The organism is Halobacillus sp. B23F22_5, from assembly GCF_043497085.1.
Taxonomy (GTDB): Bacteria; Bacillota; Bacilli; order Bacillales; family Halobacillaceae; genus Thalassobacillus.
Genome location: NZ_JBIEKI010000009.1, coordinates 47,915 through 67,620 on the forward strand (window position 1 = coordinate 47,915; position 19,706 = coordinate 67,620).

The following is a 19,706-nucleotide window of genomic DNA, read 5'->3' on the forward strand; positions in this document are numbered from 1 at the left end:
TTGTATTTATTTGGTTTTATCTCGAATTCAAGTTTTCTTTATAAGGGCAGGATTGTGGAAGATTAGAATTCGAGACATAGCTTATTTAATAAATAACTCCTGACTGGGAACATTAAAATCAATAAGATAAAAGGAGTTCCCAGATATGTGGATCAATATAGTGTTCGGTCTAGTTATTCCCTGGGTAACGATCGGTTATTTATTCAAAAAAAATCCAGTAGTAATCATATTGATGTATCCAATAGGGGTAGCTATTGCATTTGTGGGCAGTGATTGGGGTTTCGGACTTTTTTGGGAAGTTACTCCGACTTATGAGCAGAACCGTTCTTTGCCGGCGTTTCCTTTCAAAATCGGTTACTTGCCCCTATTGTCCGTTTTGTTTGGTTATATAAAAGCAAAGGAAATAGTCAAAACACCTCTACTTATAATTTTATTCACGATCATTACCGTTTTTATGGAATTTGTGGGGGTTTGGGCGGGTAAAATTGTCTATTCTCATGGTTGGAACATTTTCTGGACGCTTTTCATCTATTTATTTGGGTTTATGGGAGCAGCCTTCTATATAAAAATACTTAAGAAGTATAAAATTTTAGAGTAGAGATCTATTTACCCTCTATCATCCGAGCTAGTACAGGGTTAGTGCTCGTTTAATGCAGGGTATCTCGAAAACAAGTCTTCAAGTAAAGGGGGCAAACCAGGAATAATGGTTTGGTTTGTTCCTATTTTTGTAAGAGATAAGTTTTTTGAGAGAATTTAAAGGACCATTAAATGGAATCATCCTGAAATTAAATATTGTGAAAAATCAAGAACTGTGATATTGGTATTTGTTGAATTGCTCGAAAAGTATTTTTAAGAAATACGAGTTCAGCCTCATAAGCGCCGCATGTTAGAGAAGTAAATTACCCCTGTCCAAAATAGGACAGGGGTTTCGATATTACTACTTTAATTTATCGATAGACCTTCATAGGAAGATGCACTAAAGACTGACCGGGAGCTGAAGCGGTTAAATTGTTCTCCAGCTCGAATGATTCTACTGGTTCAATGCAGGAGAATTTTTGTAAAAATGTCTCCAGTGCCAGCTTCATTTCTAATCGGGCAAGAGGGGCACCTAAGCAAAAGTGATTCCCTTTACCAAAGGTTAAATTTTTTTTATTATTGGAGCGGTGAATATTGAGAGTGAAAGGATCTTCAAATACCTCTTCATCCATATTGGCTGCGCTCATCCAGGCAACGACGACATCCCCTTTTTTAAGGTCAAGACCTAATACATCAGTATCTTGTTTCACGGTCCGATCTCTCTTTGATATATGAAAACGATACCGAATCATTTCTTCAACAGCATCGGGAACCATTTCTAAATCGTTTCGGAGCTCTTCATAGAGAGATTGATCATCATAAAGCAAGGAATAAAACGTATTGGCCAGGGCATGACTGGTGGTCTCAATTCCTGCCCCTAATAGAAACATGGAGACTCGTACAATTTCATCATCGGAAAACTTCTCCCCGTCTACTTCCGCATTGATTAAATCAGATATAATATCTTCCGATGGGTTTGCCCGTTTCTCAACAACAATAGGGTAGAGGTATTGGAAATATTCTTTGGCGGCCTCTTGTTTCTTCCTTTCAATTTCCTCTTCGTTTCCTTTTTCATAGGGTTGAAATAGAACATCGACCCATTGCTTAAATTGTCTCCGATTCTCTATAGGAATCCCGAATAGTTCAGCGATCACCATTCCAGGCAGGGGAGCTGCCAGTGCTTGTACGATATCAACTGTGGAATTCTCCTCGATATCTTCAACAAGTTCGGTCGCAATTCGTTGTATCCGAGGCTCCCAATTCTTTAGGCTGCGAGGGGTAAAAGCTGCCGATAATAGGGAGCGCCTCTTTCGTTGAACCGGAGGATCGACCATGATGTTGGTATTATCAGGCAGTGTTCCTTCTTCGTTATTTGCGCCTACAGGAATGGCGCTTCTGGGACCTTCCACTGAAAAAACTTCATAATTAGACAGCACCTCTTTCACATGTTCATATTTAAAAACATGCCATGTATTTGTGCCTTCATGAAAATAAACAGGATGGGAAGAAAGCATTTCTTTATACCAATCCAACGGGAAAAATTCTTCCGAACGTGTCTCGAAGTTTTTTACGTCTTGCAAGGAAATGATTTCTTTAGCCATTAAGCTTTCTCTCCTTTAATTTTAAAATTGAAGGGTCCACTGCCTTTATCGTCAAGCTAATCTTCCTTATTAAAAGGCTGGTCAGACACTCTTATTGCTTCTGTAGGGCAATCCTCCACAGCTTCTTCTAAAGCCTCCACTTTGTCCAGTGGTATGGAGGAAGAGCCCCTGTTCTGATCTAGCTTCACAAACGCTAACGTCTCTTCATCAAGTTCGAAAATATCGGGGGCTATTGCTTCACAACTTCCACAGCCAATGCATGCTTCACGATCAATGATGGCATATTTAGCCATATCTACACCTCCATTTAATCTTGCTGCTTAGGGTGCGTTTTAACTCTCAGCGGGGCAATTCACCAACTTTTATAAAAACCGTTTCGCAAATAATTAAATACCGTGTCCAAAAATTGATTGTATGGTATAGCTCCAGATACTTCAGATGGATCATCATCTGGGAGTATGATCTTAAGGCTACCGTCGTATAAAGGCATCATGGCACCGTAAACCGCCCCGACAAGAAGGTGTGTATGTTCTTCGGAGTAATGTCCACTTGAGAACTGATTTAAGTTCTGTCGGGCTGATATTTTCAATTGTTGTAAAGCGTTGAGAATATAGGGCACGAGCGACGGATTTTTTCTTGAAAGCGATGCAAGTTCCCTTATTTTTCGAAAATGGTCTACTGTCAGCTGCATCTTCATCAAATGGTACATCACATCGAGAGGAGAAGTATCTCTTGGCAAACGTGCCATCAGATTCTCTGCCTCCTGAGTATTTTTAAAGCACAAAGCAGCGGTCGCCACTGCTTCTTCCTTGCATGAGAAGTGATTGGCGAATGTTCTTCTGGAGTAAACGGCGAGTTGAACGACATCCTCAATTGTGAATCCATCTAATCCTCGTTCGAGCGCCAACTCAAAGGCTGCATCAGCCAACGCATGGGCTGTAGCTTCTTTTTTTATTTCACGCAAACCTGGTTTTCGCATTAAACCCCGCTCTCCTTTTTAAATGAAATTTGAATTAGTAAAGTCATTTATATTTAGTATTTTTGCATATTAAGCATTATTGCTCAATGGGCAATTAGTGGTGAGTTTTTTGGGAAAATTAAAAGGCGCCTCTTTACATAGGGACCTGGGATTAGCTACTGGGTAGAAAAGAATATTTGGGCAAAGGAGTTGCTAGCAATAAGTACTTTTTCTATTGTCTTACTCAGTATGAGTTTATTATATTTTGGATTACTTTTCTTAGGTTAAGAATATTTATCTCAGTACTGAGTGTTCAACAATAGGGGGCTTTTCAAGAGTAAGATGCGTGATGCGTCCGAGAGAGAGGAGAATGTTGATGTTATCAAAGAGGAAAACCACAACAGGAAAATGGCTTGTTTATTTAGGTTTGTGGATTTTTGCTGCTGGATTTGCATTTAGTGAATTTATTGATATCAAAGGTAAACCAAAATTGTTAGAATCGGCATCTACTCCAATGATAGTAATAGGATTATTGATGGTAATCACGTCAAATTTCTTTAATAAAAAACGTTCAGATATATAAATTAGGATATCAGGAGTTCGAGTCTCAAAGTATTTGGTCAAAGCATAAGCAGTATTATTTATGGTTAAGTCTTAAAAAGGACAGTTTATCTTGATCCTATTAGTACATACAGTCTAGAAAAAGAGAAAACATTTGTTTATATCTTGATATCGATTCTTCATGTAAAGGAGGCGATAGCTGAATAGTGTCTATCACTTATTATGCTAACGGAGCTCTTCCATAATTGGAAATAAGTTTACTATTATATCGCTCATTTTACTAATGAATAATGGTCTCTACTTTACATGGAAGGATAGGATACAAAAAAGCTAGTCTCTCGAAAAATAAGAGACTAGCTTTTACTATCTTTATTTTACCCATTCATCTACTAATTCCTGGTTTTCTTCGACCCATTTCTTAGCACCATCTAGTGGTTGATCGGCACTTTCGACATAGTCGATCAGTTCAGCGATTTGCTGGTCATTCATCTTCCAATTTTTCATCCATTCGCTGACTTTCGGATAATCTTCCGCAAATCCTTGTCTGGTCGCATGGTGGATTTTTTCCACGCCACCGTATGTTTTCTTTGGATCTTCGAGGAATTTTAAATCATATTTTGAGAATACCCAGTGAGGACTCCAGAGCGGCGCCACGATTGGTTCTTTATTCTCGATGGCTTTTCCAATCTCAGCTATCATCGCCGGCTCAGAGCTTGGCAGTAATTCATAATCCAGATCGTAATCTTTCAGTAATTGTTCCGTCACTTCCATCGTACCCGCGCCAGGATCAAAACCGACAATTTCTCCCTCAAACTTTTCTTTATGTTTTTTCAGGTCTTCGACACTATTTACTTCTTCTACGTATGTCGGAACGACGAGGCCTACTTTCGCATTGTCGTACCAGGTAGCTTCAGAGAAATTGACCGTATCTTTATATTCCTTCAGATAATTAGCATCCTGGACTGGTAACCAAACTTCCAGACTGGCATCCAGGTCGCCACTTTCTAAAGCTTTCATCGTTGTACCCATGTCCACGTTATTTAACTTCACGCTATAACCTTTTTCTTCTAAAATAACCTTCCACATATTTGTCACAGCAATATTTTCAGCCCAGTTAATTTGACCAATCGTAATTTCTTCATTACTTGCCTCTGCCTGCTCTTTATCTGATGCTTCATCAGAGCTGCCGCATGCAGTTAAGATAGCACCCACTATCAGTACTAAAATTAAACTAAGTGCTTTTTTCCAACTCTTCATTAAGAAAAACTCCCCTTTGATTAATTTATATTAAATCAAAATATTTCAAACGTTAAAATTGTTTGGAAATATTTTAACAATAACACGAAACAAAAACTCATTTCTTATGTAGTCACGCACGCTTTACTGGACCCGGTAGTTTTACGCATTATTGGACTATCACAGATACATAAGAAAATGAATCAAATAGTTTGTTAAATAATTTTTAAACGTTTTTTACATACTTTATGTTAACGCGTTCAGATGAAATGTCAAGGGGAGATCGTGATAATATCTCACACAGATGGCTGTTGATGTTGCTGTCACAAACATCCTGGTTAAAATTAATGTTTTTCCTGAAAACTTCTTACTAACTTATGCTGCGTAAACAGAAGGATTTATTCCATGTAACAATACCCCAGGAGAACCAGAAAATAGTTCTTCTGATCAAAGTGCTGTTTGTGGGTAAGACGTGGGTGTTGTACATTTTTTCGCTTTCTATTACGCTTGTTTTAACAAGAAATAAAGGAAGGCGAGTGAACTAAGTGGAGAAGGTAGGAAGAAATGATCCGTGTCCATGTGGGAGCGGGAAGAAATATAAAAAGTGCTGTGGGAAAACGAATGTAGTGTCTTTTCCTACGCAGCAGGTAGAGGAAGAACTGGCAAACTTTCAACAACAGTTCCAGGAATATATGTTAGATTATTATCCTTACTTGTTGCCTCACCGGGATCCTAAAACGGATGAAGAGTATTTCCTGTTCTTGTTGAGCCTGCTTTATCGCGGCATTTTTGAAAAGCAGAAAGATGATAGGACACCTTATCAACATTTTCTGGCGAAACGAAAGAAAAATATCGTTCGTCCTGCGACGAGAAAAGCGGTGGAGGATTGGGAAAATGGCATTCCTGGTATTTTCCGTCTGGAAAAAATGGAATCCGAAAGCATTGTGGTGATCAGCGATTATTTCAATAATAATCAGTACCGCATTGATAAGGCATGTATTCCGGTAGATAAGGAAGTCTTCGAAGAGGTTCCTTTTTATATCGGGTTATTATTGAACTGGGGAGAAATGTACAATTTCCGCCCGCTCGCGATACCGGGCAGTGGGGCCGTCAAAGATCATTATATCCAACAGCTCGAGGAGCGGATGAAACAGAACGATATTAACACCTCGATGTCTGACTATATAAAAGAGAATTTTGTACAGGAAGTTGAACATTGGGTTTTTGATGCGCCGGATTCCGTGCAGGATATGTGGGATGGAAGGCCGGAGGAATTGGATGTACTGGCGCTTCTTGATGAACATGTTTCCCCTCACGTGCAACAGGCAGAGGGCTATCATGGTCTTAAACACTTCTGGCACAGTTTTTGCCAGGAGCACCGCCCCCAAATCAGAAAACCGGCTGTTCTTGCTGCTGCGCTGGAATATTTCATGGTAGCCACGCCATTTTTTGAGTTGGAGGACTACGATGTCACGCAAAAGCAGATAGCTGAAAAATACCGTGTCAGTACCGGGAGTATTGTACGCAGGTTTGATGAGTTTGAAGACTTCATTTTTGAACTGATGGATGAGAAGATGGGGGACCAGCCAGAGCCTATACCTCGTAATGTGGAACCGGGCAAAAATGTCGACATGGAGAAAAGCATTTATGAAATGCACAAGAAGATCGAAGCGTCAGGGCTTACCAGTACAGATGAAATCAACCGCTTTATGACCGAAATGCAACATGAGCCTTTTATCCCTGCCAATGACCAGGAACAAGCCCAAATACTTGCTTATGATGCGATGCAAACCGAGGATGTTGACTTAAAAGAGAAGCTCGTCAACGAAGCGTTAGCTTATGATGAATACAATATTGATGCGCTCGTCCTCCAGGCCCAAATGGAAGAGGATGATTTGAAAATAGAAACAGGCTTGTTAAAGGCATTGAATAGTGGGCTTCGTTCCTTGCGTGCGGTGTGGGAAGACGTTGATGAAGACGGAAGTGTCTGGGGGGATATCGAAGCACGTCCGACCCTCCGCGCACAAGAAGCGCTGGCTGATTTTTATAGGGGAAAAGGGGAAGTAGATAAAGCGATCAATGAGTATGAGTATCTATTGAATTATAACCCGAATGATAACCAGGGGATACGCTTTAAACTGATGACGTTATATTTAGAACAAAGACAGGTAAAGAAGGCGCGAGAGCTTTTGGAGAATTATCCGGAAGATCATACGGTGGACTTGTACTATGCAACAGTGTTAATTGAAATTTTAGAAGGAAGCTCTTATGAAGAAATAAAGGATACGCTGGACAGAGCATTTGAGAATAACATGTATGTCATGAGTTTCATTACAGGGAAGATTGAGCTTCCTGAAGAAATACCGGACCAGTATACACCAGGATCTCTGGAAGAAGCTATCGTCTATTATCATCGAAATAAAAATCTCTGGGATTCTATCCCTCTACCGGACTGAAATACAATAATACTACCCCGGGAAAACCAGAAAATGGTTATCCCGGGGTTTTTTATAGGAGTATTTATTGGACAATTTCTCCATATGAATACTGCTCATCAATCGTATCCATCTGTTTTAATACTTCATCTCTTCCGTGGTAAATATGTTCATGCATGGCGACACGGGCTCGTTCCATATCTTGTTCTTCGATTGCTTGGAGAAGAGTTTTGTGAGCATCGAGGGAACGTCTCAACTGCTCCTCGTTAAACCAGTAGAAGGAACGGAATATTAATGGAACAACGACTACTTTGGAAATATGGGAATAAATGTGCAGGTTCTGAGAAGCTTTGATGACGGCGTTATGGAATTGATGATTGATATCCAGAATATTCTCAATCGTCGTCTCCCCATTTTTGATATAACTGTCGATCGCCTGATCATAGGAGTCGTTGGCGAGGCGTATATTTTCAAGATCATTTTCGTTACGATGGATGGCTGCCTGGGCAGCTGCGTATCCTTCCAGAAGTGTTCGCAGGTCATAGATTTGCTGGATGTCTTTTTTAGTGAAATGGCGGACGCGTACGCCCCGTTTCATGGAAACCGTCAGCCCCTCGGACTCTAATTGTTTCAGCGCTTCCCGGATCGGTGTCCGGCTAGTCTTTAGTTTATTTGCTAAGTATTCTTCTGTCAGCCGCATTTTTGGCGGAAACTCTCCATGGATGATGGAGCGTTTAATTGATTCATAAACTGTCATGGACTAACCTCCCCTGCATTCATTGTATACAAACAGATAGCTTCATTCAATCACATATAGGTACTTGTATACAAAAGAGGGTAATTTAAGCTTATTTTCCACTATTTTCATAGACTATGTTGAAAGTTTGTATACAAACTGTTAGGATATAACACAACATTCAGAAAATTATTATATTTTCAGCAAGAAAGAAAGCGTTACCAAGACAGCATTAGAGAAGTAGCTATCATCGATAAAGGGGTGTTGGATGTGCAAAGTTTAGAAGGTGTCAAAGTATTGGAGATGGGAAGCTTGATTGCCGGACCATTCGCAGGAAGACTGATGGCTGAGAACGGGGCGGATGTCATCAAAGTGGAACCGCCGAAAAAAGGTGATCCACTCCGGGACTGGAGGCACGTGTATGAAGGGACGTCGTTATGGTGGAGACTCCAGTCGAGAAACAAGAAGTCGATCACTGTGGATCTGAAAAGTGAAGAAGGGCAGGAAATCATCAAGTCTTTGATCAAAGAATGCGATATCCTCATCGAAAACTTCCGACCAGGCACGCTGGAAAAATGGAACCTTGGCTATGATGAATTGTCTGCCATCAATCCGGGTCTGATTATGGTGAGAGTTTCTGGCTATGGCCAGACCGGACCGTATCGTGACAAGCCGGGCTTTGGCAGTGTCGGAGAATCGATGGGAGGCCTTCGTCACCTGACCGGTTATCCGGGTCAGGCGCCAACGCGGGTTGGGGTCAGCCTTGGGGATTCTGTTGCTGCTATGTATGCCGTGATCGGTGCGATGATGGCGATCTATCATCGCGATGTGAATGGTACAGGTAAAGGACAGGTGATTGATGTGGCACTGTACGAAGCTGTGTTCAGTCTGTTGGAAGGTGCGCTTCCTGAATTTGATAAAGTTGGCGCTGTCCGCGAACGTACAGGGACCTCCTTGCCAGGCATCGCACCATCGAATACATACAAATGCAGGGATGGTAAATACGTGGTCATCGGTGGTAATGGCGATGCAATTTTCAAACGGCTGATGGAAGTAGTGGGACGTCCAGAGCTTGGGGAGGATGAGCGCTACCAGAGCAACAGCGGCCGTGCGGCTGATGCTGATTTTCTCGATGAAGTGATTGAGGCATGGACAAAAACAGTTGATTTTGAAACCGCTTTAGAAAAACTCGATGAAGCTCGCGTACCTGCCGGACCAATTTACAGCATTGAAGATATCGTCAATGATCCACATTACTTGAGCAGGAAAATGATTCAGAACTTCCAGCTCAATAAAGAAGAGTCGTTGAAGATTCCTGGGGTGGTGCCAAAGATGAGTGAAACTCCAGGAGAGACGAAGTGGCTTGGACCGGAGCTAGGACAGCACACAGAAGAAGTGATGAAAGACTGGCTGACGTATGATGAAGAAAAAATCGCCGCATTGAAAGCACACGGTATCATTTAGAAAGGAGGAGAAGGCGTGACACGGATTTTTATTCAGGAAGTAGCAACGAGGGACGGCTTCCAGATGGAAGAGCGGTTTATACCGACGGATGAAAAAATCGCGTTGATTGACAGGCTGAGTGATTCGGGTGTGGACAAAATCGAAGTGACCTCATTCGTTTCCCCAAAAGCGATTCCGAATTTGCGCGATGCTGAGGAAGTGATGAGTGGAATCAAGCGTAAGGATGGGGTCACTTACACGACGTTAATTCCGAACGTCAGAGGAGCTGAGCGAGCGGCAGCGTGTCGGGCTGATGAGGTTAACCTCGTTGCTTCTGTCAGTGAAACCCATAACAGAAAAAATGTAAGAAGAACTGTCGATGAGTCATTTGCCAGCTTTAAAGAAATTGCGGATTACCTTTCCGGCACAGGTATTACCATCAATGGAACACTTGCCACGACATTCGGATGCCCGTTTGAAGGTTCGATTGATGAGAAGCGAGTCCTGGAGCTGGCGGAAAGCTATCTTGATCTTGGTGCAAGTGGTATCACTCTTGCCGATACGACAGGGATGGCGACCCCGAATCAGGTACATGATCTTTGTGAAAAAGTGCTGGAGCGCTGGCCTGATCTCCCGATAACCCTTCATTTTCATAATACAAGAGGGATGGGGCTCGCTAACGTCATCGAAGGAATCCGGGCAGGCGTATCAAGGTACGATGCTTCGCTAGGTGGATTGGGCGGCTGTCCATTCGCTCCGGGGGCAACCGGGAATATTTGCACTGAAGATCTTGTCCACATGCTTACTTTTATGAGCTATGAAATGAATGCTGATTTGGATAAGCTGATTGCGCTATCCAAACAACTTGAAACCTTAGTAGGCCACGAAGTGCCAGGACAGGTCATTAAAGCGGGGAAAATCACGGACTTACATACTAGTCCAGCGCATTCTAAATAAGAAGAATTCAGTCACACCTATCTTTTTTTATCCTTATCTATCTGAAAATTTTGAAATAAGAGGAGGCATCATGTATGTCAACTGAAAAAAGAGAACCGATCAAAAACCCGAGGATCTGGATCATATTAGGAATATTACTAGCGATGATCACACCGTGGTATTTCCCGGAGAGCTTTGGTGAAATACTCGTGTACGGAGTCCCGCTTTGGGCTGTGATTATCATTATTTCGTCGTTATTATTGTCTGCTTATCTGTCATATGTGATGAAGTATCATTGGATGTTGGAAGAAGATGAGGAAGAAGCCGAACAGAAAGGAGCGAAATAAATTATGGAATTAGCATTCTCAGGTTGGTCCGGTATTTTGATTCTTGCTATGTATGGGTTAATCATGCTTGGCGTCGGTGTTGTTACTTATTTGCGCAACCGACATATCCACCAAAGTCTCGATGAATATTACCTTGGCGGAAGAGGGCTGGGTGTCATGGTCCTGTTCTTCACTTTTTTTGCCACACAATACAGTGGTAATACCGTCGTCGGTTATCCACCATCCGCTTACCGGATGGGCTATGAATACTTAGTATCTGTTCCATTTTTTATCACAATCATTATGGCATACTTATTGTTCGCTCCCCGATTATACAGACTTGGAAAAAAATACAAACTCATAACGCCCGCCCAGTGGTTTGAAAAGCGTTACAAGTCAAAAGCGGTAACGATTCTTGCTGCGTTATTGATGCTTTATGGACTGGGTAATTACTTGCTGGAGCAGCTTGTAGCAATCGGCCAGGGTGTATCCGGTTTGACGGGCGGCACGATTCCTTATCAGGTAGGCGTCGTTTTTTTCGTCATTATCATGGTCATCTATGGCTGGCTTGGTGGAATGCGTTCGGTGGCCTATACAGATACGATGCAGGGGATAGCGCTGTTATTTGGTGTGTTCATGCTGTTGATCGGTTCTATCGTTTATTTTGGCGGCTTACCAACGTCAGCGGATTATATGCAAGCCTACTCTCCGGAAAAGTTAGGTGTTCCTGATGGTCCCGCTGTAGTAAATTGGTTTAGTTTACTGGTTCTTATAGGAATTGGAGCAGCCGTTTATCCTCACGCCATCCAGCGGATATTTTCTGCAAAAAGTGAGCGTACGCTGAAGAAGTCTTTCAGCAGAATGGCCTGGATGCCGTTCCTTACTGCCGGTGTGGTATTCGTTATCGGTATCATCGGGATCAATGCTTATCCTGGTTTGACGGAGTCCGAATCGGAACAGCTGGTAGGGATGATGGCCAGTGCAGTCGCGAGTCAGAACGTCGTTTTCTATTGGGCAATGGTTCTCTTATTTGGCGGTGTCATTGCAGCGATTGTGTCAACTGCTGATTCCGTGTTGCTCACATTTTCATCGATTATTTCTAACGACTTGTACGGAAGCTATATCAATCCGGAAGCTCCCGAGAAGAAGAAGCTGTTGGTTGGAAAATTAGTAGGGCTTGTGGCTGTCGGAATATTGATATTGGTTGCCTGGTTCCCGCCTGGAACCCTGTATCAGATATTCGTTCTGAAATTTGAGCTGCTGGTTCAAATAGCTCCTGGACTAATCCTCGGGCTGTACTGGAACCGGCTTCATTCAAAAGCCGTCTTTGCCGGTATGCTTGTCGGTACGATCATCGCATCCTCAATGACGTTGTTCGGTCTTTCCTATTTTGGTGTTGCAAATGGCTTATGGGGTCTGCTTGTCAACATAGGTATCTGTGTAGTAGGAAGCCTGGTTATGAGTGTTTCCGTCGTTGAGGAAAAAGAAGCGAAGCAAGTCATTGGCATGTAACATTAAATAGGTTTAGTCTCTATTTATAGCAGTTTGATAGAAAAGAGATGAAGCACAATGGAAAAACCTGCAACAACACTCACACCAGCGAACAGGTCCGAACCGTGGCGAATGCTTCTGTGGCTCTTGATGGCGCAAATTATGGTGGCGTTCATCGGGCGCAGCCTCGGACCGCTTGGTGTACTGATTGAAGAGGATCTTTCGTTGACAAAAGCACAAGTCGGACTGCTTCCGTCTGCCCTGTTCCTGGGGCAGGCGGTTGCCTCTATTCCGACTGGTTTCTTAGCGGATCGCTTCGGCTCCAGGCCACTATTGATGGTAATGTCGGTGACGTTAGGTGTCAGCTTTTTATTGATGACCCTGCAGCATAACTATGTATTGGTATTGCTGTTGATTATGATTGGCGGGATCGGCTATGGCGGGATGCATCCGACCACCAATCGTGGGATCGTCTACTGGCATGTGCAAAAACAAAGAGGGACTGCGATGGGCATCAAGCAGATGGGTATCACCTTCGGGTCGACCTTAGCGGCCATTTTATTATTGCCTTTGGCTGAGACACACGGCTGGAGAATTGTCGTGTTGCTCGCTTGTATCGTGCTGATTGTTACGGGAGTTATTGCTTATTTTCTTTACCGGGATCCTGAGCAGGAGAAGCATGCCGTTAAAGCGGTGCCAGAGAGTACATTCAAATCGATAGCCGCGATGACAAAAAACAAAGCATTGCTGTTGATCAGCCTGTGTGCGATGGGAATCAATGGCTCGCAGATGGCTTTGAATACATACCTTGTTCTGTTTACCTATGAACAGCTCGGCATCAATCTAGTCTTAGCCGGCCTGTTGCTTGTCGTTTCCGAGGTGGGTGGTTCGGTTGGACGGATCGGCTGGGGTGTCATCAGTGACCGTGTCTTTGGCGGGGAGCGGCTGAAAGTGATGGCCATCATTGTGACAATCACGCTGATCGCCAGTGCGGTTGTGGCATTTTTACCATCGGGAACGCCTTATGGACTGCTTGTTCCATTGTTTTTTGTGTTTGGGTTTGCTGTGTCCGGTTTCAATGGTATCTGGATGAATCTCGCTTCTGAACTGGTACCGAAAGAGCAGGCCGGTCTATCAAGCGGGTTCAGTATTACGCTCGGATCCATGGGAGTTATTTTTCTGCCTCCATTGTTTGGGCTCGTCGTCGACCAGACGCAAGGGTATACATTTGGCTGGCTGTTGATCTCATTCTTGATGGTAATTGTCATGATGTTATTAACCCTCCTGAATAAGTTGAAAAAAGAGCAGCAATCCGCTCGGAGTCATTAATAGAATAGGAAAGGAGCCATGAAACAGTGAAATTCAATCCAACTGAACTGGAAACAAACCAAGTATATAAACTATTATCGGGAGCTGTCGTACCACGTCCGATTGCCTGGGTGTCGACCATTTCAAATGATAATGTATTGAACCTGGCTCCCTACAGCTTTTTTACCGTTGCTTCGAGAAATCCGCCGATGCTTTGTATTTCGGTTGGTCCGGGAGTTGGCGAGCGGACTGGGACGGTCAAAGATACGCTGACCAATATCCGGAATACAGTGGAATTCGTCATCAACATAGCGACCACCCCATTAGGGAATGAATTGCAAAAAACGGCCGACAACCTCCCGAGCGAAGTTGATGAATTTGAAGAAGCGGGGCTCACTCCTGTTGCCAGTGAACTCGTGAAACCAATGCGTGTGCAGGAAGCACCGATTCAAATGGAGTGCCGGCTGCATCAAATCATCCCACTCGGCAGCGATCATTTAGTGATTGGCGAGATGGTAATGTATCATATTAAAAAAGAATGTTATCAGGAAGCCTATAAAGTGAACTTGGAAACTCTGCGTCCGCTCGGCCGGCTGGCCAGCCAGTTCAGCGAAAGCAGGGACTTTTTCACACTTCCGAAAAGCGATTTGAAATAGTTTTGTAGAAGGAGATTCCCTATGCACATCCATCTGATTATTTTTATTTCTTCATTAAATAAACCGGATGTATCGAAAGCTATGACGAAAACCTATGAATCTGACATCCGTCCTGTGAAAGGTGACATCATCGATGATCCAGGATTTCATCCGGAATTCCACAATGGTTATGAGGTGGCCAAGGTGACGCTCAATTATGCTGTTGATGCATGCTGGGTCTCTTTATCACCACTCGCGATTGAAGTAGAAAATATAGAAGTTCGAAGCTACATCGACCACCTCGAAGCTCATGGCTGGCAGGAGTTGCCGAAGGAAAAAATCGTATAATCACAAAAAGTACCTGACCCCCAACTACAGTTAATGACATTGTGTGGGGGGTTAGGCTTTTTCATTTATTAAGTCAAGGGTGCTTATTTTTTATATTGATCGATCGTCTGTTTCAGCTTACGGGCAACAGCATCTAATGGTCCATTCAGTTCCTGGCTGGTAAGCGTAACTTTCGCTCTGCTTTCGTCGATTTCCAAAGCTTCAGCAAACAATCCTCCCAGTCCTCGGGCACGGCGGTCTACTTCCAGCATGACATCCACGTGATTCTCCTGTAAGAAGAAGATCACTTCTAATTCATCTAAATAAGAACGATATTCTCCACCTGGGGTGAATTCAAATTCCTGCACATAGCCGAATCGTTTAGATGCTTCCATTTCCACTTTTCTAAGGTGAAAGCCTAAGTTATTATCCAGTGCATTCAGCACTTTTTCAATGTATGGGTGAGGGGCTACTCTGATTGGATCTCTATCTTCAGGGTCGAGAGCCATTGGAATGTCTACTCCTGTCTCAAACCAAATCGGAAGTTTCCCAAGTGAGGCAGGTACGTGGTAAGGAAGTTTGATAGAAAAGGGAAGTTCTTTTGTTTCTCCTGCCTGTATGGTTACCTGATTGGCAATCGGATACTTCTGTAAATCCACTTTTTCTGTCACTTTCCGGTCATCCACTTCACGGATGGCTTCTGTCATGAGGAAAATGTGGATGGAGTCGATGGATTGTTCGACATCTCCACCTTGGATGACCACTTTACCATGCACATCTTCCCCTGGGACAAAGTGGTCTTTTTCTAATTGGGTATCAACCTTTGCAGCGCCAACGCCTACGCTTGCTAATAATTTTTTAAACATGACATCTCCTCCTCTTCTTGATTATACGAATGAATTCAGCAAAAAGGTTCATCTTTGCTAAAAAAAGTGCCGCTCTCAAACGATAGCGTTAGAATGGAATGGCTATGACTTCTGATACTCCTGATTAAAAAAAACTTGGCGGGTAGCCAAGTTTTTCTAATGTGTGAAGCATCCGAATGAGTAAGGAGGAAGTGTCAATGGAGAGCATTCTACTTACTCACTCAATAGATTTAAGAATTCTTTTGTTCTTTCATTTGAGGGATGGGAGAACATTTCAGCCGGGTGGCCGCGTTCCACGATGTGACCGCCTTCCATGAAAATGACTTCATCCGCTACATCTCTGGCAAATCCCATTTCGTGCGTGACGACGACCATGGTCATGCCTTCTTCTGCTAATTCTTTCATGACTTGCAATACTTCCCCGATAAGTTCAGGATCCAGGGCTGAGGTGGGTTCATCGAATAACATGACCTCTGGTTCCATCGCAAGTGCCCTGGCGATTCCTACGCGTTGTTGCTGTCCTCCGGAAAGCTGGAACGGGTAGTAGTCCATTTTGTCGCCTAACCCTACTTTTTCCAATAGTTGTCTGGCTTTTTCGCGAGCTTTCTGTTTCTTGACGTTCTGGACAATGACCGGTCCTTCCATCACATTTTCGATCGCTGTTTTATGCGGGAAGAGGTTATAGGTCTGAAATACCATTCCGGTCTGTTTGCGAAAGGATTGAATATTTTTTTTGGTAACTTTGGTGGAGAAATCGAGTGTTTGATTATTTATCTGCAGTTCCCCTTGATTAGGGGTCTCCAGTACATTTAGACACCTTAGCAAAGTTGTTTTACCTGAACCGGATGGGCCAATAACGACGACAACTTTGCCAGTTTCGACTTTCAATTCGATGCCGTTTAATACGACTAAGTCACCAAATTGTTTATGAAGGTTTTTAATTGATAGCATAGTTGAGTCTCCTTACGTTTGCACATATCGATTCAAGTGTTTCTCAATGGCATCTTGTCCTAGTGACAATAGGAAACAGATTGTCCAATACAGTAGAGCGGCTTCCGTATATAGCAGTAACGGTTCATACGTTGTTGCGACAATTTCCTGTGATTTCCGGAACATTTCTGTAACCATGATGGTGGAAGCGAGTGACGTATCCTTTACCAGACTGATGAAAGAATTGGACAATGGCGGGATTGAAACTCTTGTCGCCTGAGGGATGATAATCCGGCGAAGCGCCTGTCCATAATTCATACTGATGGAGTAGGATGCTTCCCATTGTCCTTTCGGAATCGATTGGATTGCCGCACGAATGATTTCCGAAGCATAGGCTCCTGTATTCAATGAAAAGCCGACGACTGCAGCAGGGAAGGGGTCGACTTCGATGCCCACGCTTGCTAGTCCAAAGAAAATGATATACAGCTGCACGAGTAACGGTGTGCCGCGAATGAGCGAAACATAAATTCTGGCGATGATCTCAAGCAACTTAATGCCGGATAACCGGAATAGAGCTGTGATGACAGCTAACACGAGTCCAATACTGAAAGCGATCAAGGTAAGAGGTATGGTACGAGTCAAAGCTCCTTCCAACAGAGGAAAAAAGGAGCTTTGGAAAATATCCAGGTAACGATCCATACCTAAAGTAGCTGACATTATCAGATTACTGATTAGATACATCTTCGCCAAACCACTTATTGGAGATTTCAGCTAGCGTGCCATCTTCTTTCATTTCTTTCAATGCACCATTCACTGCTTCTACAAGGTCTTGATTGCCTTTTCGGAACATCATGGCACTTTCAGCTGCATCTTCTTGCCTGTCGACGATTTCTACTGGAGCTTGATCCCCTTTCTGATTGATATAATCCAGTACAGAAAGCCGCTCATTAATCGTAGCTTCGACACGGCCGGAGGCAGTCAGCTGCATCGCTTCGTTGAACCCTTCTACGGATTGGATTTCTCCTCCGTATTCTTTTGCTATATCTGCATAGTTACTGGTCAATGATTGTGCTACAGGTTTGCCTTCAATGTCTTCGAATGTTTTGATGTCTTCATTTCCTTTTTTAGCCACGAGTACGGCGGTAGATACCGTGTATGGCTCAGAAAAATCATATTTTTCCTGGCGGTCAGGGCGGATGCCGACCTGGTTGGCAATCATGTCAAATCGCTTGGCGTTCAATCCAGCAAACATCGCGTCCCATTTGGTTTCATTGAATTTCACTTCCAAGTCCAGGCGCTTGCCGATTTCACGGGCGACTTCCACATCATAACCGGTCAATTCATCTTGATCGTTATGAAAGGTAAATGGAGGGTACGTTCCTTCTGTACCGACTGTCAGGACGCCTTCTTCTTTGATTTGTTCATACAATGATTGGTCTGAGTTGTCAGAAGAAGTGGCTTCCTCCTGATTATCGCTTCTTTTATCCGACCCGCAGGCGACCAATGCCGCGGCTAACAACGTAAATATGAATAATAGCAAAGATTTCTTCATTATAAAATTTCCTCCTTCTTTCTAATGCATACTAAATAGATGGGTTTTATAGTATTTATCATAAGGGTGTTTACAATAGTATGTCAATGAAATTACTGTAGGAGTAATAGAAATACCGATTATTACCATACACCTCTACCGATAATGGGTAAATGGAAAGAGAAAAGTGTCTGAAATAATGATGAAAACGGTGGAACCCATGATCCGTCCGGCTGGCAGGAATTGCCTAAGGGAAAAATCATATAATCAGAAAAAGTGCCTGCCCCTTTAGAAGTTAATGTATTACTCCAATAGGGTACAGGCACTTTTGACTTTAAATTTAGCATTACAATATTATCAATGGTGGACCAATCAAAGGTGCCGTTCCGGATTTGTTCTCTTCGTTCTTTATTCATCTGGTCTGCCGCCATGTGGAAAGTACTTCTTATGATTCTGGTAAAGCGGACGTTCGTGGTAAAGGATATAGGCGGAAAAATCAGCTGCTTCTTGATCGGTTAAGGAGTTCTCCTGGCCGATCGGCATATTCCGCTTCACAAACCCTGCCACTCCTACAAATTAAGTAATGATTTGCTATGAAAAATAACCCATAGCTATTAGGATACCGCCAATGATAAAGGTGGCGATCAGTGTGGTCTTGCCGATCCATAACATCCGGTGGTTTTCATCTCCTCGTCGATGAAGCAGGGCGATATAATCAGCGATAATCCAGAATGCAATGGAAAAAATGATCATGCCGTAAGAAGGCAGGGATTTCCGGATTTGAAGTTCATAAAAAACATACATAGCAACTATTCCAAATGATAAGTTTCCGAGAATGGTATAGGTTAGTAACTTTTTATTCATGGTCCCTCTCCTTAGAATCAACCTATTAGAATTATACTTAGTAAGTAGCCGCCAATTGCCCCAAGGACACCGGCAACTTTCAAAAATTTTGCCTGCTTGCCTGAATCATAATCTCTGCCTAACACAACACCCATACAGAAAGCGACGATGCCAAGAAACGGCGGGAAGATAAACAGGGCAAAAATAGCAGACAGCCATCCGATCGCAATTAAGATTTGGCCATTCTTCTCCATTTTGATCTCTCCTAGCTAGCTTAATAGATATGTACGACATGCGTTTCGTGAATTTTTTGAGCAATAGTATTATTATGCCAAAGATTGCCTGCACCCTCAATGGAAGATGGAAAATAGTTGAAACGTTTGGGAGTGTAGTTCGTAAAATGAATAAAAGCAAAATCGAGTAGGGGATGGCATGGATGTATGAGCGTTGGGAAAAAAAGAAGCAAAAAACGAGAAAGGCGAGAAAAAACGAGGAAGCTTATACGTTTTGGGACGGTTTCTTAGACCTCTTATTTTGGGTGCCGGAACTGCTTATCGTACCTGTCCGTATGATTTTTTTCGCATTAAGGTTGATAGGCAGGATATTTAAGGATGCTTTTGATTTTATCCCGTAAGTAAAGTTGAAAAAGGGGATGGTTGTAATGATATTTGCAGTACCCATTTGTGTGATGATCATCGCATCCTTCATCGCTTATCTGTGGAGTGATGGGAAGTCGGTGCGGCGTAAATATGTTATTTGGGGAACCGTGTTTATGGTAGCGATTGCACCTTGTTTGTCGTTCCTGATTGGTATTATTTTTGCAAACATCGTGGGGGACGGGTTTGCAGGCGGGATGATGATGGTTCTTGTGTTTATCGGCCTTTTTTTAATAGGACTGTTTGTGCTCGTGATTGGGATTGTTAAAAAACAGAAGGATGTACATACGTAAAAGAAGGCAATCAATTTT

The 19,706-nt window shown here is 42.9% G+C and carries 25 protein-coding genes and 1 pseudogene; 13 read left to right on the top strand and 13 right to left on the bottom strand.

Going from position 1 to position 19,706, the window contains the following annotated elements; genetic code table 11:
• The first annotated feature begins 145 nt into the window (after window positions 1-145).
• Window positions 146-598 carry a hypothetical protein gene (locus tag ACGTN9_RS12910; protein ID WP_499593395.1) on the top strand — a complete coding sequence of 151 codons (453 nt, stop codon included), beginning with the start codon at window positions 146-148 and terminating at the stop codon, window positions 596-598.
• 349 nt (window positions 599-947) lie between these two features.
• Here ACGTN9_RS12910 and ACGTN9_RS12915 read toward each other — a convergent pair whose 3' ends face one another.
• From ACGTN9_RS12915 to ACGTN9_RS12925, 3 genes are read right to left on the bottom strand one after another with little or no spacing between them, the layout of a single operon-like run.
• Window positions 948-2,177: a cytochrome P450 gene (locus ACGTN9_RS12915; RefSeq protein ID WP_499593397.1), complete on the bottom strand. Its 1,230-nt coding sequence runs from the start codon at window positions 2,175-2,177 to the stop codon at window positions 948-950.
• Between the two features lie 56 nt (window positions 2,178-2,233).
• Window positions 2,234-2,470 (bottom strand): ferredoxin, encoded by a 237-nt coding sequence (locus ACGTN9_RS12920; RefSeq protein WP_499593398.1) that lies wholly within the window; start codon window positions 2,468-2,470, stop codon window positions 2,234-2,236.
• A gap of 59 nt (window positions 2,471-2,529) precedes the next feature.
• Window positions 2,530-3,156, bottom strand: coding sequence for a TetR/AcrR family transcriptional regulator (locus tag ACGTN9_RS12925; RefSeq protein ID WP_499593399.1), 627 nt, complete (start codon window positions 3,154-3,156; stop codon window positions 2,530-2,532).
• A gap of 355 nt (window positions 3,157-3,511) precedes the next feature.
• Between ACGTN9_RS12925 and ACGTN9_RS12930 the strand changes: the two genes are divergently transcribed.
• Complete coding sequence (locus tag ACGTN9_RS12930; protein WP_499593401.1) at window positions 3,512-3,718, top strand: hypothetical protein; 207 nt, start codon at window positions 3,512-3,514, stop codon at window positions 3,716-3,718.
• A 347-nt stretch (window positions 3,719-4,065) separates the two neighbouring features.
• On the opposite strand, the gene ACGTN9_RS12935 is transcribed toward ACGTN9_RS12930, so the two are convergent.
• The gene (locus tag ACGTN9_RS12935; RefSeq protein ID WP_499593403.1) at window positions 4,066-4,953 is read right to left on the bottom strand and encodes a glycine betaine ABC transporter substrate-binding protein; all 888 of its coding nucleotides are present in this window, start codon (window positions 4,951-4,953) and stop codon (window positions 4,066-4,068) included.
• 524 nt (window positions 4,954-5,477) lie between these two features.
• Here ACGTN9_RS12935 and ACGTN9_RS12940 point away from each other — a divergent pair.
• A pseudogene (locus ACGTN9_RS12940) lies at window positions 5,478-5,549 on the top strand (SEC-C metal-binding domain-containing protein); the annotation flags it as partial.
• A 9-nt stretch (window positions 5,550-5,558) separates the two neighbouring features.
• A complete protein-coding gene (locus tag ACGTN9_RS12945; RefSeq protein ID WP_499593545.1) occupies window positions 5,559-7,388 on the top strand; it encodes a tetratricopeptide repeat protein in 1,830 nt (609 codons plus the stop codon).
• A gap of 64 nt (window positions 7,389-7,452) precedes the next feature.
• Here ACGTN9_RS12945 and ACGTN9_RS12950 read toward each other — a convergent pair whose 3' ends face one another.
• Window positions 7,453-8,124 carry a GntR family transcriptional regulator gene (locus ACGTN9_RS12950; RefSeq protein WP_499593404.1) on the bottom strand — a complete coding sequence of 224 codons (672 nt, stop codon included), beginning with the start codon at window positions 8,122-8,124 and terminating at the stop codon, window positions 7,453-7,455.
• A gap of 240 nt (window positions 8,125-8,364) precedes the next feature.
• On the opposite strand from ACGTN9_RS12950, the gene ACGTN9_RS12955 reads away from it, so the two are divergent.
• The 7 genes from ACGTN9_RS12955 (at window position 8,365) to ACGTN9_RS12985 (ending at window position 14,590) form a co-directional block, all read left to right on the top strand.
• On the top strand, window positions 8,365-9,567 hold the full coding sequence (locus ACGTN9_RS12955; protein ID WP_499593406.1) for a CaiB/BaiF CoA transferase family protein: 1,203 nt from the start codon (window positions 8,365-8,367) through the stop codon (window positions 9,565-9,567).
• Between the two features lie 15 nt (window positions 9,568-9,582).
• Window positions 9,583-10,503 carry a hydroxymethylglutaryl-CoA lyase gene (locus ACGTN9_RS12960; RefSeq protein ID WP_499593408.1) on the top strand — a complete coding sequence of 307 codons (921 nt, stop codon included), beginning with the start codon at window positions 9,583-9,585 and terminating at the stop codon, window positions 10,501-10,503.
• Between the two features lie 74 nt (window positions 10,504-10,577).
• The gene (locus tag ACGTN9_RS12965; protein WP_499593410.1) at window positions 10,578-10,829 is read left to right on the top strand and encodes a hypothetical protein; all 252 of its coding nucleotides are present in this window, start codon (window positions 10,578-10,580) and stop codon (window positions 10,827-10,829) included.
• A 3-nt stretch (window positions 10,830-10,832) separates the two neighbouring features.
• Window positions 10,833-12,320, top strand: a complete 1,488-nt coding sequence (locus tag ACGTN9_RS12970; RefSeq protein ID WP_499593412.1) for a sodium:solute symporter family protein — start codon at window positions 10,833-10,835, stop codon at window positions 12,318-12,320.
• Between the two features lie 57 nt (window positions 12,321-12,377).
• A complete protein-coding gene (locus tag ACGTN9_RS12975) occupies window positions 12,378-13,628 on the top strand; it encodes an MFS transporter (RefSeq protein WP_499593414.1) in 1,251 nt (416 codons plus the stop codon).
• 26 nt (window positions 13,629-13,654) lie between these two features.
• Entirely contained in the window at window positions 13,655-14,263 is a 609-nt protein-coding gene (locus tag ACGTN9_RS12980) for a flavin reductase family protein (protein ID WP_499593416.1), read from the top strand.
• A gap of 21 nt (window positions 14,264-14,284) precedes the next feature.
• Window positions 14,285-14,590: a hypothetical protein gene (locus ACGTN9_RS12985; protein ID WP_499593417.1), complete on the top strand. Its 306-nt coding sequence runs from the start codon at window positions 14,285-14,287 to the stop codon at window positions 14,588-14,590.
• Between the two features lie 83 nt (window positions 14,591-14,673).
• Here the strand turns inward: ACGTN9_RS12985 and ACGTN9_RS12990 are convergent, their stop codons facing one another.
• The 8 genes from ACGTN9_RS12990 to ACGTN9_RS13025 form a co-directional block, all read right to left on the bottom strand.
• Window positions 14,674-15,435 carry a sporulation protein gene (locus ACGTN9_RS12990; RefSeq protein WP_499593419.1) on the bottom strand — a complete coding sequence of 254 codons (762 nt, stop codon included), beginning with the start codon at window positions 15,433-15,435 and terminating at the stop codon, window positions 14,674-14,676.
• A gap of 213 nt (window positions 15,436-15,648) precedes the next feature.
• Window positions 15,649-16,386 carry an amino acid ABC transporter ATP-binding protein gene (locus tag ACGTN9_RS12995; protein WP_499593420.1) on the bottom strand — a complete coding sequence of 246 codons (738 nt, stop codon included), beginning with the start codon at window positions 16,384-16,386 and terminating at the stop codon, window positions 15,649-15,651.
• A 12-nt stretch (window positions 16,387-16,398) separates the two neighbouring features.
• Window positions 16,399-17,106: an amino acid ABC transporter permease gene (locus tag ACGTN9_RS13000; RefSeq protein ID WP_499593421.1), complete on the bottom strand. Its 708-nt coding sequence runs from the start codon at window positions 17,104-17,106 to the stop codon at window positions 16,399-16,401.
• Complete coding sequence (locus ACGTN9_RS13005; protein WP_499593423.1) at window positions 17,090-17,917, bottom strand: amino acid ABC transporter substrate-binding protein; 828 nt, start codon at window positions 17,915-17,917, stop codon at window positions 17,090-17,092. Before ACGTN9_RS13005 ends, ACGTN9_RS13000 begins: the two co-directional genes overlap by 17 nt.
• A 122-nt stretch (window positions 17,918-18,039) precedes the next feature.
• Window positions 18,040-18,312 carry a hypothetical protein gene (locus tag ACGTN9_RS13010; protein ID WP_499593424.1) on the bottom strand — a complete coding sequence of 91 codons (273 nt, stop codon included), beginning with the start codon at window positions 18,310-18,312 and terminating at the stop codon, window positions 18,040-18,042.
• Complete coding sequence (locus ACGTN9_RS13015) at window positions 18,305-18,451, bottom strand: hypothetical protein (RefSeq protein WP_499593426.1); 147 nt, start codon at window positions 18,449-18,451, stop codon at window positions 18,305-18,307. The genes ACGTN9_RS13010 and ACGTN9_RS13015 overlap by 8 nt, the downstream gene beginning before the upstream one ends.
• Before the next feature lie 36 nt (window positions 18,452-18,487).
• On the bottom strand, window positions 18,488-18,760 hold the full coding sequence (locus ACGTN9_RS13020; RefSeq protein WP_499593427.1) for a hypothetical protein: 273 nt from the start codon (window positions 18,758-18,760) through the stop codon (window positions 18,488-18,490).
• 17 nt (window positions 18,761-18,777) lie between these two features.
• Window positions 18,778-18,993: a hypothetical protein gene (locus ACGTN9_RS13025; RefSeq protein ID WP_499593428.1), complete on the bottom strand. Its 216-nt coding sequence runs from the start codon at window positions 18,991-18,993 to the stop codon at window positions 18,778-18,780.
• 182 nt (window positions 18,994-19,175) lie between these two features.
• Here ACGTN9_RS13025 and ACGTN9_RS13030 point away from each other — a divergent pair, with 182 nt between their 5' ends.
• Together ACGTN9_RS13030 and ACGTN9_RS13035 are read left to right on the top strand one after the other, a co-directional pair.
• The gene (locus ACGTN9_RS13030) at window positions 19,176-19,373 is read left to right on the top strand and encodes a hypothetical protein (protein ID WP_499593430.1); all 198 of its coding nucleotides are present in this window, start codon (window positions 19,176-19,178) and stop codon (window positions 19,371-19,373) included.
• Between the two features lie 27 nt (window positions 19,374-19,400).
• On the top strand, window positions 19,401-19,688 hold the full coding sequence (locus ACGTN9_RS13035) for a hypothetical protein (RefSeq protein ID WP_499593432.1): 288 nt from the start codon (window positions 19,401-19,403) through the stop codon (window positions 19,686-19,688).
• Window positions 19,689-19,706: the final 18 nt, after the last annotated feature.

What these genes read in the sequence shown, in the direction of transcription:
- ACGTN9_RS13035 (WP_499593432.1), top strand. Translation starts at nt 19,401, where the DNA reads ATGATATTTGCAGTACCCATTTGTGTGATGATCATCGCATCCTTCATC.
- ACGTN9_RS13020 (WP_499593427.1), bottom strand. Translation starts at nt 18,760, where the DNA reads ATGAATAAAAAGTTACTAACCTATACCATTCTCGGAAACTTATCATTT.
- ACGTN9_RS12985 (WP_499593417.1), top strand. Translation starts at nt 14,285, where the DNA reads ATGCACATCCATCTGATTATTTTTATTTCTTCATTAAATAAACCGGAT.
- ACGTN9_RS12920 (WP_499593398.1), bottom strand. Translation starts at nt 2,470, where the DNA reads ATGGCTAAATATGCCATCATTGATCGTGAAGCATGCATTGGCTGTGGA.
- ACGTN9_RS12910 (WP_499593395.1), top strand. Translation starts at nt 146, where the DNA reads ATGTGGATCAATATAGTGTTCGGTCTAGTTATTCCCTGGGTAACGATC.
- ACGTN9_RS12930 (WP_499593401.1), top strand. Translation starts at nt 3,512, where the DNA reads ATGTTATCAAAGAGGAAAACCACAACAGGAAAATGGCTTGTTTATTTA.
- ACGTN9_RS12995 (WP_499593420.1), bottom strand. Translation starts at nt 16,386, where the DNA reads ATGCTATCAATTAAAAACCTTCATAAACAATTTGGTGACTTAGTCGTA.
- ACGTN9_RS12935 (WP_499593403.1), bottom strand. Translation starts at nt 4,953, where the DNA reads ATGAAGAGTTGGAAAAAAGCACTTAGTTTAATTTTAGTACTGATAGTG.
- ACGTN9_RS12970 (WP_499593412.1), top strand. Translation starts at nt 10,833, where the DNA reads ATGGAATTAGCATTCTCAGGTTGGTCCGGTATTTTGATTCTTGCTATG.
- ACGTN9_RS12990 (WP_499593419.1), bottom strand. Translation starts at nt 15,435, where the DNA reads ATGTTTAAAAAATTATTAGCAAGCGTAGGCGTTGGCGCTGCAAAGGTT.
- ACGTN9_RS13000 (WP_499593421.1), bottom strand. Translation starts at nt 17,106, where the DNA reads ATGTATCTAATCAGTAATCTGATAATGTCAGCTACTTTAGGTATGGAT.
- ACGTN9_RS13025 (WP_499593428.1), bottom strand. Translation starts at nt 18,993, where the DNA reads ATGGAGAAGAATGGCCAAATCTTAATTGCGATCGGATGGCTGTCTGCT.
- ACGTN9_RS12950 (WP_499593404.1), bottom strand. Translation starts at nt 8,124, where the DNA reads ATGACAGTTTATGAATCAATTAAACGCTCCATCATCCATGGAGAGTTT.
- ACGTN9_RS13010 (WP_499593424.1), bottom strand. Translation starts at nt 18,312, where the DNA reads ATGAATAAAGAACGAAGAGAACAAATCCGGAACGGCACCTTTGATTGG.
- ACGTN9_RS12915 (WP_499593397.1), bottom strand. Translation starts at nt 2,177, where the DNA reads ATGGCTAAAGAAATCATTTCCTTGCAAGACGTAAAAAACTTCGAGACA.
- ACGTN9_RS13005 (WP_499593423.1), bottom strand. Translation starts at nt 17,917, where the DNA reads ATGAAGAAATCTTTGCTATTATTCATATTTACGTTGTTAGCCGCGGCA.
- ACGTN9_RS12925 (WP_499593399.1), bottom strand. Translation starts at nt 3,156, where the DNA reads ATGCGAAAACCAGGTTTGCGTGAAATAAAAAAAGAAGCTACAGCCCAT.
- ACGTN9_RS12975 (WP_499593414.1), top strand. Translation starts at nt 12,378, where the DNA reads ATGGAAAAACCTGCAACAACACTCACACCAGCGAACAGGTCCGAACCG.
- ACGTN9_RS13030 (WP_499593430.1), top strand. Translation starts at nt 19,176, where the DNA reads ATGTATGAGCGTTGGGAAAAAAAGAAGCAAAAAACGAGAAAGGCGAGA.
- ACGTN9_RS12965 (WP_499593410.1), top strand. Translation starts at nt 10,578, where the DNA reads ATGTCAACTGAAAAAAGAGAACCGATCAAAAACCCGAGGATCTGGATC.